At 65.9% G+C, this 14,132-nt stretch carries 10 protein-coding genes; 4 read left to right on the top strand and 6 right to left on the bottom strand.

All coding sequences use genetic code 11. The features are described 5' to 3' along the window. The first annotated feature begins 54 nt into the window (after positions 1-54). Positions 55-399, top strand: a complete 345-nt coding sequence (locus BcFMB_RS01870; protein ID WP_232513844.1) for a variant leucine-rich repeat-containing protein — start codon at positions 55-57, stop codon at positions 397-399. A 41-nt stretch (positions 400-440) separates the two neighbouring features. On the opposite strand, the gene rsmI is transcribed toward BcFMB_RS01870, so the two are convergent. Continuing rightward, positions 441-1,457 carry a 16S rRNA (cytidine(1402)-2'-O)-methyltransferase gene (rsmI, locus tag BcFMB_RS01875; RefSeq protein WP_099720896.1) on the bottom strand — a complete coding sequence of 339 codons (1,017 nt, stop codon included), beginning with the start codon at positions 1,455-1,457 and terminating at the stop codon, positions 441-443. A gap of 134 nt (positions 1,458-1,591) precedes the next feature. Here rsmI and BcFMB_RS01880 point away from each other — a divergent pair, with 134 nt between their 5' ends. From BcFMB_RS01880 to BcFMB_RS01890, 3 genes are all read left to right on the top strand, one after another. After that, positions 1,592-3,214 (top strand): dolichyl-phosphate-mannose--protein mannosyltransferase, encoded by a 1,623-nt coding sequence (locus BcFMB_RS01880; RefSeq protein WP_232513845.1) that lies wholly within the window; start codon positions 1,592-1,594, stop codon positions 3,212-3,214. Between the two features lie 110 nt (positions 3,215-3,324). After that, a complete protein-coding gene (locus tag BcFMB_RS01885) occupies positions 3,325-4,146 on the top strand; it encodes an alpha/beta hydrolase (protein ID WP_099720898.1) in 822 nt (273 codons plus the stop codon). Between the two features lie 123 nt (positions 4,147-4,269). Further along, positions 4,270-5,076, top strand: a complete 807-nt coding sequence (locus tag BcFMB_RS01890; protein ID WP_232513846.1) for a TetR/AcrR family transcriptional regulator — start codon at positions 4,270-4,272, stop codon at positions 5,074-5,076. Between the two features lie 12 nt (positions 5,077-5,088). On the opposite strand, the gene BcFMB_RS01895 is transcribed toward BcFMB_RS01890, so the two are convergent. The 5 genes from BcFMB_RS01895 to BcFMB_RS01915 form a co-directional block, all read right to left on the bottom strand. After that, positions 5,089-6,027 (bottom strand): ROK family protein, encoded by a 939-nt coding sequence (locus BcFMB_RS01895; RefSeq protein ID WP_024541563.1) that lies wholly within the window; start codon positions 6,025-6,027, stop codon positions 5,089-5,091. Between the two features lie 114 nt (positions 6,028-6,141). Next, a complete protein-coding gene (locus BcFMB_RS01900; RefSeq protein ID WP_099720899.1) occupies positions 6,142-8,169 on the bottom strand; it encodes a beta-galactosidase in 2,028 nt (675 codons plus the stop codon). A gap of 115 nt (positions 8,170-8,284) precedes the next feature. Then, positions 8,285-10,315 carry an alpha-xylosidase gene (yicI, locus tag BcFMB_RS01905; protein ID WP_099720900.1) on the bottom strand — a complete coding sequence of 677 codons (2,031 nt, stop codon included), beginning with the start codon at positions 10,313-10,315 and terminating at the stop codon, positions 8,285-8,287. Positions 10,316-10,398: 83 nt separating this feature from the next. After that, on the bottom strand, positions 10,399-12,528 hold the full coding sequence (locus BcFMB_RS01910) for a glycoside hydrolase family 3 C-terminal domain-containing protein (protein ID WP_099720901.1): 2,130 nt from the start codon (positions 12,526-12,528) through the stop codon (positions 10,399-10,401). 70 nt (positions 12,529-12,598) lie between these two features. Next, positions 12,599-14,116, bottom strand: a complete 1,518-nt coding sequence (locus BcFMB_RS01915; protein ID WP_232513847.1) for an alpha-L-fucosidase — start codon at positions 14,114-14,116, stop codon at positions 12,599-12,601. Positions 14,117-14,132 lie beyond the last annotated feature (16 nt).

The raw sequence follows: 14,132 nt of genomic DNA on the forward strand, positions 1-14,132 counted from the left end.
GTTCGACACCGGCAGATATAGTATCCAGTTATCGACGACCATCGGGAGATTTCCATGTCTATGTCCCATCGTCGCGGTTGCGCGAAACGCGCACGCGCCGCACATCGCCGCCTCGAATCGACGCGAGCCGAGGATTGCGCCGCAAGCGAATCGTGCGTCGAGCCGCTGACGCCGCCGGCGCCGCCGATCCGTCTGACGCCGACGGTCGCGAGCGACCCGGACACGCCGATCGAGGTCCTGTGGCATATCGCGCGCCACGCGCCGCATCTGCGCAAATGGGTCATCGTCAACCGTTCCGCCGACGCGAACCTGCTCGAATACATCTCCCAGCAGGGCGGTCCTGGCGTGCGCGAGACATTGCAGATGCTGTTCGACTCCGTCGACCGCGCACGCGCATAACCCACCACCCATAGCGAGGACGGCGACGCGCGTCCGCCGCCTCAGCGTCCGCCTCGCGCGGCGAGCACGGCCGCATACACCTGTTTCTTGTTCGCGAGCGCGCCGTCCACCCCCGGATGCTCGGCGACGACCGTCGCGATCGCGTCCTTGATGCGCACGTCGTGCTCCTGCGCGTAACGCGTCGCGAGCGCGGCGAGCGCCTCGACGCCCAAGGTCTCGCCGCCGTCCTCCTCGCAGTCCTGCGCGCCGCCGACGACGAGCACCATCTCGCCGCGCGGCGGGTCGTCCTCGACGCCCCGCCTGATCTCGCCGATCGTGCCGCGCCGGATCTGCTCGTAGTCCTTCGTCAGCTCGCGGCACAGCGCCATCGGCCTGTCGGGGCCGAAGATCTCCTCGAGGTCGGCCATCGCATCGGCGATGCGGTGCAGCGTTTCGTAGAACACGACCGTGCGCCGTTCGCCTTTGAGCGCGCGCAGATGCTGCACGCGTTCGGCGTGCTTGCGCGGCAGGAACCCCTCGTAGCAGAAGCGGTCGGTCGGCAGCCCGGACAATGCGAGCGCGTCGAGCACGGCGGAGGGCCCCGGCGCGCAGGTCACCGGCAGTCCGCGTTCGATTGCGCGGCGCACGATCGCCAGTCCCGGATCGTTGATCGTCGGCATGCCGGCGTCGGAGACGACGAGCACCGTCGCACCGGCGGCCACCTCGTCGAGCAGCCCGTCGGCCTTGCCGCGTTCGTTGTGGTCGTGGTTAGCGACGACGCGTCCCGCCACATGCACGCCGAGGCGGTTCGCGAGCGCGTACAGGCGGCGCGTGTCCTCGGCGGCGACGATGTCGGCGCGTTCGAGCAGCGCGACGAGACGCGCCGACGCGTCCGCCGTGTTGCCGATCGGCGTCGCCGCGAGTACGACCGTTCCACGTGGAACATGCACGTCGAGCGCCGCGTCGCCGAGTTCGACGTCAACCTGCGTCGCCGTCCCGTCGTCCGTCCGCCCGTCCGTATCAGGGCCCGCCGCGTATCCGTTGCCATGCGTTTCGTCATCGATGCTGTGTGCCGTCATGCCTTCAGTATGCCGCGCGCGTCTCCCAAACGCGCGCGGCATGCACGGTCGACGCCATACACGACCTCCGGTAGCGTGGGACACGCGCGCCGGACGACGGCATCGCCGGCGCCACGATGTCCGGGAGGTTTGAGATGTCCGCTGCCAGGTCCTTCACCACCGCCATGTTCGCGCTCACCCGTCCGCGGCACGGCCGGCGCGCAAGCGACGTCGCCGAGAACCCCACGGCCACGCGCATCCCGCCGCTGTCCGCGCCGGTCTCGTGGGGGCTGACGCTCATCGTCGCGCTCTTCGGCGCGCTGCTGCGCATCATCCGCCTCGGTGAACCGCGCGCCGTCGTCTTCGACGAGACCTACTACGTCAAGGACGCATGGACGATGCTCAACACTGGCGAACCGCGCGACTGGCCCGACAGCGTCGTCTACGACGGCGCGAGCGTGAGCCCGAACATCCCCTTCGCCGCCGGCGACGTCGACGGATGGCTCGACTCGGCCGAATACGTCGTGCATCCGCCGATGGGCAAATGGCTCATCGCGTTGGGGCTCAGGCTGTGCGGCGGCGCGCAGCACGTCTGGGCGTGGCGCATCGCGACGGCGCTCGCCGGCGTCGTGGCGATCGTCATCCTGATCCGCCTGGCGCTGCGCCTGTGGCATAACATGCCGGTCGCGCTCGTCGCCGGCTATCTGATGGCGATCGACGGCGTCGGCATCGTGCTGAGCCGCACCGGCCTGCTCGACAATTTCATCATGGTGTTCGCGCTCGGCGCGTTCATGCTGCTCGTCATGCACCGCGACTGGTCGCGCCGGCGTCTGTTCGCCGCGCATGAAGCCGACCCGGACGCCAAGCCGCCGCAGATCGCATGCTCCTGGTACCGCGTCGGCGCCGCCGTGCTGCTCGGCCTGGCGACCGGTGTCAAATGGTCCGGCACCTATTTCTTCGCCGTCTTCTGCGTCATCAGCGTGCTGTGGGACGCCTGGCTGTACCATCAGGCCGGTTACCGGCGCTGGTTCCTCAACGCCGGCCTCGGCTCCGGGCTGCTCGCCGCGCTGTATATGATCCCGCTGTACGCGCTGAGCTATCTGGCGACGTGGATCGGATGGTTCATCCATCCCGACTCCTACATGCACGACTGGGCGCTCTCCCATCCCGGCCAGGGCGTCGCATGGCTGCCGCCGACGTTGCGCTCCTTCGTCGAATACCACCGGCAGATGTGGCAGTTCCACACGACACTCGACGCGCCGCACGACTACAAGGCGAACCCGCTGACCTGGCCGCTGCAGATCCGTCCGACGAGCTTCTACTGGGAGAAGCCTTCCGGCCATCCCGGCCTGTGCTCGCTCGCGCCGAAAAGCGAATGCGTCGCCGCGGTGACGTCGCTCGGCAACCCGATCATCTGGTGGCTCGGCTCGCTGTGCGCGCTCGTCGCGATCGGCATCGCGATCTGGAGGCGCGGCGACTGGCGCATCTGGGCCGTGCTCGCCGGCTTCCTCGCCGGCTGGCTGCCGTGGGCGCAGTATCTGCACCGCACGACCTTCACGTTCTATTCGATCGTGCTGCTGCCGTGGATCATCCTCGCGATCTGCTATGTGCTCGACTGGATCCGCGAGACCTGCACATCGGCGCTGTGGCGCGCGACGCTGATCGGCGTCCTCGTCGTGACGACGCTGATCTCGATCTTCTTCTACCCGATCTGGACGGCGATGCCGGTGCCGTACGAGTTCTGGCTGAGCCATATGTGGCTCGACTCGTGGATCTGACGGCTGGCGTCGCTCCGCCGGCGAAGATATTTCGACGACCGAACTAATATGGGTCGCGAACGATTCATTTTCCGCGCCGGCGATGTCGCCGACCCGAACCAAGGAGTGTCATGCAGTATTTCGAGACGACGATCAGCGGCATCGACGGCACCGACGCGCGTTTCGCCGGCTACATCCCCGACAATTATCCCGACATCGATCTCGAGCGTCGCCGTCCGGCCGTCCTTGTGCTGCCCGGCGGCGGCTACGAGATGACGACCGGCCGCGAGGGCGAGCCGATCGCGCTGCGTTTCCTCGCGCACGGCTGCGACGCGTTCGTCCTGCGCTACTCGTGCAAACCTTCCGTCTACCCGACCGCCGTGCTCGAGGTGGCCGAGGCGGTGCGGCAGATGCACGAGCACGCCGACGAATGGCATATCGATACGTCGCACATCGCCGTTATCGGATTCTCTGCCGGAGGCCATCTCGCCGCCGATTTCACCACGAGCGCGTCCGACGACGTGCTGCTCACCCACGGTTACGACCCGGATATGCTGCGTCCGGCCGCGATGATGCTGTCCTATCCGGTGATCACCTCCGGCGAGTTCCGCCATGACGGCAGCTTGCGCGCATTGCTCGGCGAACGCTACCCCGATCCCGAACTGATGCGTGAAGTGTCGATCGAGGAGCATATCGATGCGAAGACGCCGCCGGTCTTCGTCTGGCACACGGTGCCCGACGACTGCGTGCCGGTCGAGAACACGCTGCGGCTCATCGCCGCCTGCAAGGCCGCCGGCGTCCCGGTCGAGGCGCATCTGTTCCCGACCGGCGGCCATGGTCTGTCGCTCGCGACGGCCGAGACCGCCTGGGGCGGCACCGACGGCATCGAACCGGGCGTCGATGTCTGGCTGCAGCTCGCGCTCGCGTGGCTAGACCGTGTTTTCGCCCGCTGAGCCCGCCGTCCCCGCCCGCGCTACACTTCTATGCACAGATAATCCACAACTCCGTCGGCCGCAAACCGCGACGCCGATCCTCCATCCCCGTATCGTCGGCGTCGTGCGCCGAGCAAAGGACCTATGATGACAGTCGCCGCATGGCAGCAGATCCTCGACCAGCATGGCGTGTCCCATGAGCCGCGCAAGCCGCTGCTCGCCTCCCATGAGGTCACGGTGCGCGACACAACCTCGGGCAAACGCTTCGTCAAACGCAAGCGCATGAGTCAGGAGGAGCGGCATCTGCAGATCCTGCGCGCCGCGTCGAAGACAATCGCCGTCAAAGGCTACTGGGGCATGTCGCTGCAGGACATTTCAGACGAGATCGGCATCAGCGAGGCCGCGCTCTACCATTACATCGATTCCAAAGAGGATCTGCTGCGCATGGTCCTGTCGGAAGGCTACGACACGACCGAATCGAACGAGTTCGCCGCGTTGAGCGCGTCGGCGGTCGACGGCGACGGCCACCGCATCTACTGCTATCCGCGCTACTGCCTGAACACCGTGCTGTACAACATGCAGCGTCCGGAGATGATTCAGCTGTTCTGCGTGCTCAGCGGCGAGGCGCTCAACCCCGACCATCCGGCTCACCGTTTCTTCACCGGCCGCCATATGCGGCTGTGGGAGATGGTCGGTTCGATGAATTGGCTGCTGCCGCGCGGCATGACCGAGGAACGTTTCTTCGATCTGTTCACGCTCGCGCAGTCGGCGATGGACGGCCTGCAGCAGCGTTGGCTCGCCGACGAATCAATCGATCTGCTCGAAGAGTGGGTGCGCTTCAGCGACGTCATCTTCCCGCGTGCGCTGTGGGAGGGCTGCATGGACCCGTCGGAGCTCGACGCGCACGACACGCGCTGCCTGCTGCCGTACACGCTACAGGAGCTCGGCTGAGCGACCTTCCGCTCAGCGCGCGCCGACGGCGAGCACGTCGCTGGCGCCGCCATGTTCGACGACTTCCTCGACGAACATGAAATAAGCGCCGACCAGCCCGGCGTTGCCACTGTGGCGGCAGCGTTTGATCTGCGTTTTGAACGCCTTCCAGTCACGGATCGTGTTCAGCGCGTCCTCGAGCATCGGCACGAGCGCCGGCTCGCGGCTGATGCTGCCGCCGACGAGCACGATCTGCGGGTCGACGGCGACGACGGTGTTGAAGATGGCGACCGCCACGTAGCGCAGCCACCGTTCGACGATTGCGCGCACGCGCGGATCGTCGAGCTTGTGGAACAATGTGCTCGGCAGCACGTCGCCCTCGTTGACGCCAAATTCCTCGGCGTACCACTGCGAGAGTTTCATCGTCGAGACGAAGTCGTGCAGCGGCAGCGAGCCTGCGGAATCGTAATTGATGATCATCGTGCCGAGTTCGCCGGCCCGCCAATCCTTGCCGCGCCGCAGCTTGCCGTCGAGGAACAGCGCGCCGCCCATGCCCATGTCGAGCGTGATGAGCACGAAATCGTCGCATTTGCGCGCGTTGCCGGTCATTTTTTCGGCCATCGCCGCGCAGTTCGCGTCGTTCTCCATCCATGTGGGGATGTCGACGCCGAGGCGCGCCGTCAGTTCGGCGCCGATGCGCTGTTTGTACAGGATGCGCAGCGCGCCGGCTGTCTCCGCTGTCTGCGTGCGCGGATTGATGAATCCAGGCATGCTGATCGCGATGCCGTCGAGCTGCACGCCGAGTTTGCGCACGACCTGCACGAGCGCGTCGTAGAATTCGTCGAGATCGGTGTTCGGCGTCGCGAAAGTGCCGGGAATGCCCATCCGTCCGTCGGTGAACAGTGCGTACCGCGTGAAGTTCGTGTTGATCTCGAACGCGAGCACCTGATGCACGCCGCTGCGTTTCGTCATCGTTCGCTCCTCTTTGTCCGTCCTCGCCAATTGTACCGACGACGTGCCCATATCGGCCGGGGCGGTCCGCCATTGCGGCGCCGCCCCGGTACGTAGCTCATCGTTGCACGTCGTTCATCGTTGCGGCGTCGCGACTTGCACGTCGTTCTCGAACAGCAGCACCGCGAAGGGGTCGAGCACGATTCGTTCACCGTCCGCGCGCTCCCACACGCGCGTGGCGTCGCCGGTGTTCGTCACGATCGTGTACACGGTGCCGTCGTCACCGACGCGACTGGCGACCTCGACGTCCTCGGGCGCGTCGATCGTCGCCACGCCGGCCGTGCGCAGCACGTCGTCGAACAGCGCGTCGATGCCGGCTTCGTCGAGCGCGGTGCCGACGAAGACGGCGCAGCCTTCGCCGACCTCGTGCGCGGTGACGGCCGGCGTGCCCGCGTAGAAGTCGTCGGCACCGTAGGTCGCAAGCGTGCACGCACCTTCCGGCTCGATGATGCTCGCGACGATCGTGCCCGAGCAATCGACGTCCGCGCCGCCGACGTTGAGGCGCACCGGCACGCTCGCGCCGGGCGCGACCGCGTCGATCTCCTCGACCCACACGCCGCACAGACCGCGCAGCGGGCCCGGATAGCCGCCTTCGATGACGAGATCGTGCTCGTCGTGGATGCCGGACATGTATCCGGTCACGAGGACGCCACCGCCGGCGACATAGCGTTCGAGATTGTCGGCGACGCCCGGCTTGACCATGATCAGCGTCGGCGCGACGACGAGATCGTAGCGGCGCAGCGTCTCCAGATCGGCCGTGCTTTCGATGATGTCGACGGCAACATTGCGCTTCCACAGCGCACGGTAGAAGCGATGCACTTCGTCCGGATAGTGCAGGCCCTGCATCGGGCCGACGCAACCTTCGAGCGACCAGTAGTTCTCCCAATCGAAGACAACGGCAACCTTCGCGTTGACGCGCGCGCCCATGATGCGCTTCGCACGTGCGGCGACGTCGGCGCCAAGCGCGCGGACTTCGCGGTAGGTGCGGGAGCGGTCGGAATCGTCATGGCCGATGACGGCGCCATGGAAGCGCTCGCAGCCGCCGATCGACTGCTTGAGCTGGAAGAACTGTACAGTGTCGGCGCCGTGCGCGACGGCCTGCCAGCTGAGCTTGCCGACCTCGCCGGGACGCTTGACCTTGCAGTACGGGAACCAGTTCTGCTGGTTCGGCGTCTGCTCCATCAGCATGAACGGCTTGCCGCCGCCGACGCCGCGCATCAGATCGTGGCACATCGCCGTGAAGCTCGGCTGCGTATCCATGCCCGGATAGTTGTCCCAGCTGACGACGTCCATCTCACGACCCCACGCGAAGTAGTCGAGATCCTTGAACGTTCCCATCAGATTCGTCGTGATCGGCGTCTCCTGATCGAATTCGCGGATCGCGTCACGTTCGAGGCGGAAGCAGTCGAGCATCTGCTCGTTCTGGAAACGGCGGTAGTCGATCTGCAGACCGGAGATCACGCATTTGTCGGTGCCGATGCCATCGCCGTAGGTGACGGGCGGCGCGACCTCGTCGAAATCGTAAATCGTATGGCTCCAGAAGTTCATGCACCATGCGCGGTTGAGCGCCTCGACGGTGCCGTAGCGGGCGCGCAGCCAGTCGCGGAACGCAGCCGCGCAGGTATCACAGTAGCAATAGCCGCCGCCGTTGCCGTACTCGTTGTTGACATGCCAGGCGACGAGGCCGTCATGGCCCGCGTAGCGGCGCGCGACGGCCGAGGCGAGCGCTTGCGCGCGCTCGCGGTATTTCAGCGAGCTCGGGCAGAAGTTGTGGCGGCCGCCGAAGATCTGCTGCGTGCCGTCGACGCCTTTGCGCATCACATGCGGGTACTTGCGCGCCATCCACGCCGGCACGGCGGCCGTGCCGGTCGCCATGACGATGCGGATATCGTGGCGGTCGAGCGATGCGACGATCGCGTCGAGCATCGAGAAGTCGTAGTCGCCTTCGCTCGGTTCGAGCAGCGCCCACGAGAACACGTTGATCGTCGCCTCGTTGATGTGCGCATGCTCGAGCAGTTCGAGGTCATGCTCCCAGCTGTCCTGTGGCCACTGTTCGGGGTTGTAGTCGCCGCCGAAGAGAAAATCGTCGAACATCGCCGTCATCGTATCGCTCCTTCGCATAGGACGGCACCGTCGCCGTCCGAATCGCCATCAGTCTATCGTCATGGGAAAGCGCCACGTCCGGGCGGCCGACGAAACCGCCCGGACGTGAGGGGGATCACACGTTGCGCGGATCCGTGCCGGGGCGCACAAGCACCGGCAGCGTGTGGTAGTCGTACTGTTCGACGTACCAGCGGCCCGGCTCATATTCGGTGCCGGTGATCAGGTTGCGCCACGGGGCGCCGTCGCCGGCGTCGGGCACGTAGAAGCGGGCGATGCCCTCCTCGTTGAAGATCGGCGCGACGAGGATGTCGGAGCCGAGCATGTACTGCGTGTCGATGTCCTCGCACGTCGGGTCGTCCTGGAATTCGAGCACCATCGAGCGCATCATCGGCACGCCGCTCGCATGCGTCTCGCGCGCGCTCTTCTCTAGATACGGGCGCAGCGAATCCTTGAGCTCGACGAATTCGCGGCAGACGTCGACCGCCTCGTCGCCGTACAGCCACGGCACCTTGTAGGCGGTCGAGCCGTGGTAGCGCGAATGCGAGCTGAGCAGGCCGAACTGCGTCCAGCGCTTGTACAGGTCGGGCGTCGCCTGATCCTCGAAGCCGGCGATGTCGTGGCTCCAGTAGCCGAAGCCGGACATGCCGAAGGAGAGTCCCGCGCGCAGCGATTCGGCCATCGACGGGTAGTTCGACGAGCAGTCGCCGCTCCAATGCACCGGGTAGCACTGGCCGCCCACGGTCGCCGAACGCGCGAAGAGGATCGCCTCGTCGGCGCCTTTGGTTTCCACGAGGACGTCATAGACGGCCTTGTTGTACAGCAGCGTGTAGTAGTTGTGCATGAGCTCGGGGTCGGAGCCGTCGTAGTACTGCACGTCCTCGGTCGGGATGCGCTCGCCGAAATCGGTCTTGAAGCAATCGACGCCCATCGCGACGAGCTTCTTCAGATAGCCCTGATACCACTCGACGGCGGCCGGGTTCGTGAAGTCGACGATCGCCATGCCGGCCTGCCACTTATCCCACTGCCACACCGAGCCGTCCTTGCGCCTGATGAAGTAGCCGTTGCGGGCGCCTTCCTCGAACAGCGGCGATTTCTGGCCGATGTACGAGTTGATCCACACGCACACCTTGAGGCCGCGGTCATGCAGCTTCTTGAGCAGGCCTTCCGGATCGGGGAACTTCGACTCGTCCCACGCGAAGTTGCACCATTCGAGTTCCTTCATCCAACGGCAGTCGAAGTGGAACACCGAAAGCGGAATGCCACGTTCGGCCATGCCGTCGACGAAGTCGAGCACCGTCTGCTCGTCGTAATCCGTCGTGAAGCTCGTGCTCAGCCACAGGCCGTAGCTCCAGTCGGGCACGAGCGGCGCGCGGCCGGTGAGCGCCGTGTAGGAGGCGAGCACGTCCTTCATGTTCGCACCGCCGATGACCGAGTACGTCATCTCCTGACCGGGCACGCTGAACTGCACGCGCGAGACCTTCTCCGAGCCGATTTCGAACTCGACCTTGCCGGGGTTGTCGACGAACAGGCCGTAGTTCCTGTTGGACATGTAGAACGGGACGTTCTTGTACGCCTGCTCGGTGCCGGTGCCGCCGTCCTCGTTCCAGATCTCGACCGACTGGCCGTTCTTGACGAAGTTCGTGAAGCGTTCACCGAGGCCGTAGATCTTCTCGCCGACGCCGAGGTCGAGCTGTTCGCTCACGTGCAGTGCGCCGTCCGGATCGGTCACGAGCGCCTTCGCGCGCCATCCGGAGTGGGCGATCGGCTTGCCGTCGTAGCTGTAGAGGAAATCGATCGTCTCGCCTTTGGCGATGCGCAGCGTCGTCTTGCCGGACGTGAAGGTCCACGCCTCGTCCGTCTCGTCGATCGTGACGTGCGGGTGGTCCTCGTTAAGCGCGAAGGTCGGCTTGTGCGAGCGGTCCTCGCGGAAGTTGATCAGGCGCGTTGTGATGATGTTCTCGCGCGGGCTCGTCACTTCGATCGTCAGGATGCCGCCGTCGAGCGTCATGCCGGGGTTGTAGATCGGCGAGCCGAAGGGGCAGTACAGCGTGAGCTTGTCCGCCTCGGTGTCCGCCGTGTAGATGTTGGCCGCGTACTTGACGTCGAAGCCGTCCTTGATGAGCCATCCGCCGTTGAGGAACTTCATGGTGTCTCCCTGCTTAGTTGTGTGTGGGTTGATGTTGTTGGTTGATGTTTGTTGTGTTGATTGATTACTGATTTGCCGTCCGCTCAGCCGATCCAGCCGTCGAGCCGCAGGTCACCGACCGATTCGCCGACGTGCACGGCCGCGCGCGGCGCGAGCGCGAAGGCGTGCGTCCACTCGCTCCAGTAGCGCAGCGCCTCGTCGCGCGGGATCTCGATCGTCACCTGCCGCCGTTCGCCCGGCTCGAGCGCGACCTTCGTGAAGCCGCGCAGTTCGAACGCCGGACGGTCTTCGCCGGTGTCTTCGAGCGTGACGTAGACCTGTGGCACCGCCTTGCCCGCGCGCGCGCCGGTGTTCGTGACGTGGAAATCAAGGCGGATCATGTCGCCGAGTTCGCGCACTTCGAGGTCCGAGTATGCGAAGCTCGTGTAGGTCAGGCCGTGGCCGAAGCAGAAGCGCACCGGCACGTCCTTCGTGCTGTAGTAGCGGTAGCCGACGTAGATGTCCTCGGCGTAGTCGACGTGCCCGACGAGCCCGAAGGTGCCGATCGCATGCGCCGGACAGTCCTCGAGTCGCATCGGGAAGGTCTCCGGCAGGTGGCCGCTCGGGCTCACGCGCCCGAAAAGCGTTTCGGCGAGCGCGGTGCCGCTTTCCATGCCGTTGTACCAATTCCAGACGATCGTCGAGGCCTTGTCCGCCCACGGCATCGCGATCGGCGAGCCGGCGACGAAGACGAGCACCGTGTCCGGATCGATGTCGAGCAGCGCGTCGATGAGCGCGTCCTGCTCGTACGGCAACGTCATGTCCTCGCGGTCGCGCGCCTCGAGGTCGTAGTCGTGGTTGAGGCCGCCGATGAAGATGACCGGGTCGCCGGTCTGCGCGAAGTCCTGCGCGAGCGCGAGCGCCTCGTCGCGCAGCCGGCGTGCGCGCGCCGCTTCCTCGTTCGCCTTCGCCTGCGAGTTCTCGAGGCTTTCCTCCTGCCATGTGTCGTCCTGATTGACCTGCGGCGCGTAATACCCTTCAGCGTAGGTGATCTCGATGTTGCCGCCGAGCATGCCGTTGATGCCGAGCAGCGGCGAGATCTCGTGCACCGCCTTGATGACGGCCGAGCCGCCGCCGAGCGAGTGGATGCGGTCGGCGTTCGCGCCGACGATGAGCAGGCGGCGGATGCCATGTTCGTCGAGCGGCAGCACCTGTGCGTCGTTCTTGAGCAGCACGATCGATTCGCGCGCGATGTCGAGCGCCGAGCGCGCATGCGCGAGCGTCGCGTAGGAGCCGGCCTTGCGATGCGCGCGGGCGTCGCCGAGCATGTTGAGCGCGTCCATGACGGCGAGCACATGCTCGACCTTCGCGTCGATCGTCGATTCGGCGATGCGGCCGTCCTTGACCGCTTCGAGCAGCGGGCGCGCGAAGCAGTAGTCGTCGAAGTCGTAGGTGACGTTCATGTCGACGTCGATACCGACGGCGGCGCTGCGTTCGGTGTTCTTGATGCCGCCCCAGTCGGAGACGACGAGGCCGTCGAATCCCCATTCGTCGCGCAGCATTTCGTCGAGCAGCCAATGCGATTCGCAGCACTGCGCGCCGTTGACCTTGTTGTAGGCGCCCATGATCGTCAGCGCGCCGGCCTGCTGCACGGCCGCGCGGAAGGCGGGCAGATACAGTTCGCGCAGCGCGCGTTCACCGATCTTCTCGTCGACCTCGAGTCGGTCGGTCTCCTGGCTGTTCGCGGCGAAGTGCTTCGGGCAGGCGGCGACGTCCGATTCCTGGACGCCTTCGATGTAGGCGTCGCCCTGCACGGCCGTGAGCAGCGGGTCCTCGCTCATGTATTCGAAGTTGCGTCCGCACAGTGGCGAGCGCTTGATGTTGAGCGAGGGGCCGAGGATCACGTCCTTGCCGCGGCCGCGCGCCTCCTGGCCGAGCACCTGGCCGGTCAGATGCGCCAGTCGCGGGTTCCATGTGGAGGCGACGGCCGAGCCGCTCGGCAGGTAGGACACCATGTCGCGCGTGTTGTTGAGCGGCGCCCAGTTGTCGTCGTGTGTGTCGGCGCGCACGCCCATCGGGCCGTCGTCGAATTTCATCTCGGGGATGCCGAGGCGTTCGACGGCGGCCGTGTGGAACAGCGCGGCGCCGTGGATCATGCCGATCTTCTCCTCGAGCGTGAGCTGCGCGGTCAGTTCGCGCGCCTTGCGCATATTCGCTTCGCTGATCATCGTCATTGGTGGTCTCCTTCTCTCCGTTGCGGATTGGAAGTCGTTGAAAGCTGATTGGTCATCGTGCGATGGCTTTCTAGCCGAGCCGCAGGCGGAAGCCAAGCGGCACAGCCATCTCGCCGGCCGGCCGTCTTCGTCTCTCTGAGATCGGCAAGTGCAGGCCGTCGGCGCGGCGCTCATAGGGCGTCGGGCCGTCGCCGAGCAGATCGACGCCGGAGATGACGCCGTTGAACGCCGGCCGATGCTCGCCGTCGAAGGCGGCGAAGGTGCGGCAGACGAGTTCGTCGGCGCCGGACGGGTTGAGGCAGTAGCAGTAGAGGTCGCCGCCCTTCGCCGTGAATCGCCAGTCGTCGGCGGTCCACGCCGTCGGCTTCTGGTCGGCGAACATGCCGGAGGGCAGCACTGTTGGCCCTTCGCCGCTGATATGCCACGGGCGGCTGCCGTAGATGCCGTCGCCGTTTGCCGCGAGCCAGTCACCGATGCCTTCGAGCAGCGCGCGGTCATGCTCGGCGATCGAACCGTCGGCGCACGGGCCGACGTTGAGCAGCAGGTTGCCGTTCTTGCTCACCGCGTCGATGAGGCTCACGAGCAGCTCGGGAAGCGTCTTGTAGTCGAGCGAGTCGGTGTGGCACCACGAGTTGCGCGCGATCGCCGTGTCGGTCTGCCAGACGAAGGGCGTCGCGTCGGCGAATCCGCCGCGTTCGACGTCGACGATGCCGGCACCCCACGCGAGCGCGTCGTACTTGTAGCAGATCGCGGCGTCGAGGCCGAGCGCGGCCATATGGTCGTAGTAGTAGGCGGCGAACGACGCAAGATAAGGACGGAACGCACGATGCTGCACCCACCAGTCGAAGTAGAGCAGTTCGGGCGCGTATCTGTCGATGATCTCGACGTTGCGCGCGAGCCAGTCGTCGAGGAATTCGGCGGTCGGCGCGGGGCGCGCGTCGATGTCGAACTCGTTCGGCTCGGGCGTCATCGCCGGCCAGTAGAAGTCGCCGCGGCGCATCGGCTCGAGCACGTCGGAGTCGAAACAGCGGCCGTGCCCCATGAACCACCAATGTTCGGCGCGGTGGTTCGACGTCGTGAAATGCAGGCCGTGCGCGATCGCGGCAGCGCGCAGTTCGCCGAGCACGTCGCGGCGCGGCCCCATTTCGGCGGCGTTCCAATGTGACAGCCGACTGCGGTACATCTGGAATCCGTCGTGGTGCTCACTCACCGGCATGACGTAGCGCGCGCCGGCGCGGGCGAACAGCGCGCACCAGGCGTCGGCGTCGAAGGCGGGCGCCGTGAACATCGGGATGAAGTCCTTGTAGCCGAAGACGCGCTGGTCGCCGTAGACGGCGCGATGATGCTCGAATTCGGGATAGCCTTCGATGTACATGTTGCGCGAATACCATTCGTTGCGGTATCCGGGGACCGTGTACAGGCCCCAATGCGTGGAGATGCCGAACTTTGCGTCGGCGAACCATGCCGGGTTCGTGTGCGCGGCGAGCGACGTCCACGATGCGTCGAAGGGACCGGCGGCGATTGTCGCGTCGAAGGCGCAGGCGTCGAGCATCGCGGTCGCATCGAGCATCGCCTTGTCGTCCATCATCGTGGCACTCCCCCTT

It is taken from the genome of Bifidobacterium choerinum (assembly GCF_002761235.1).
Lineage (GTDB): Bacteria > Actinomycetota > Actinomycetes > Actinomycetales > Bifidobacteriaceae > Bifidobacterium > Bifidobacterium choerinum.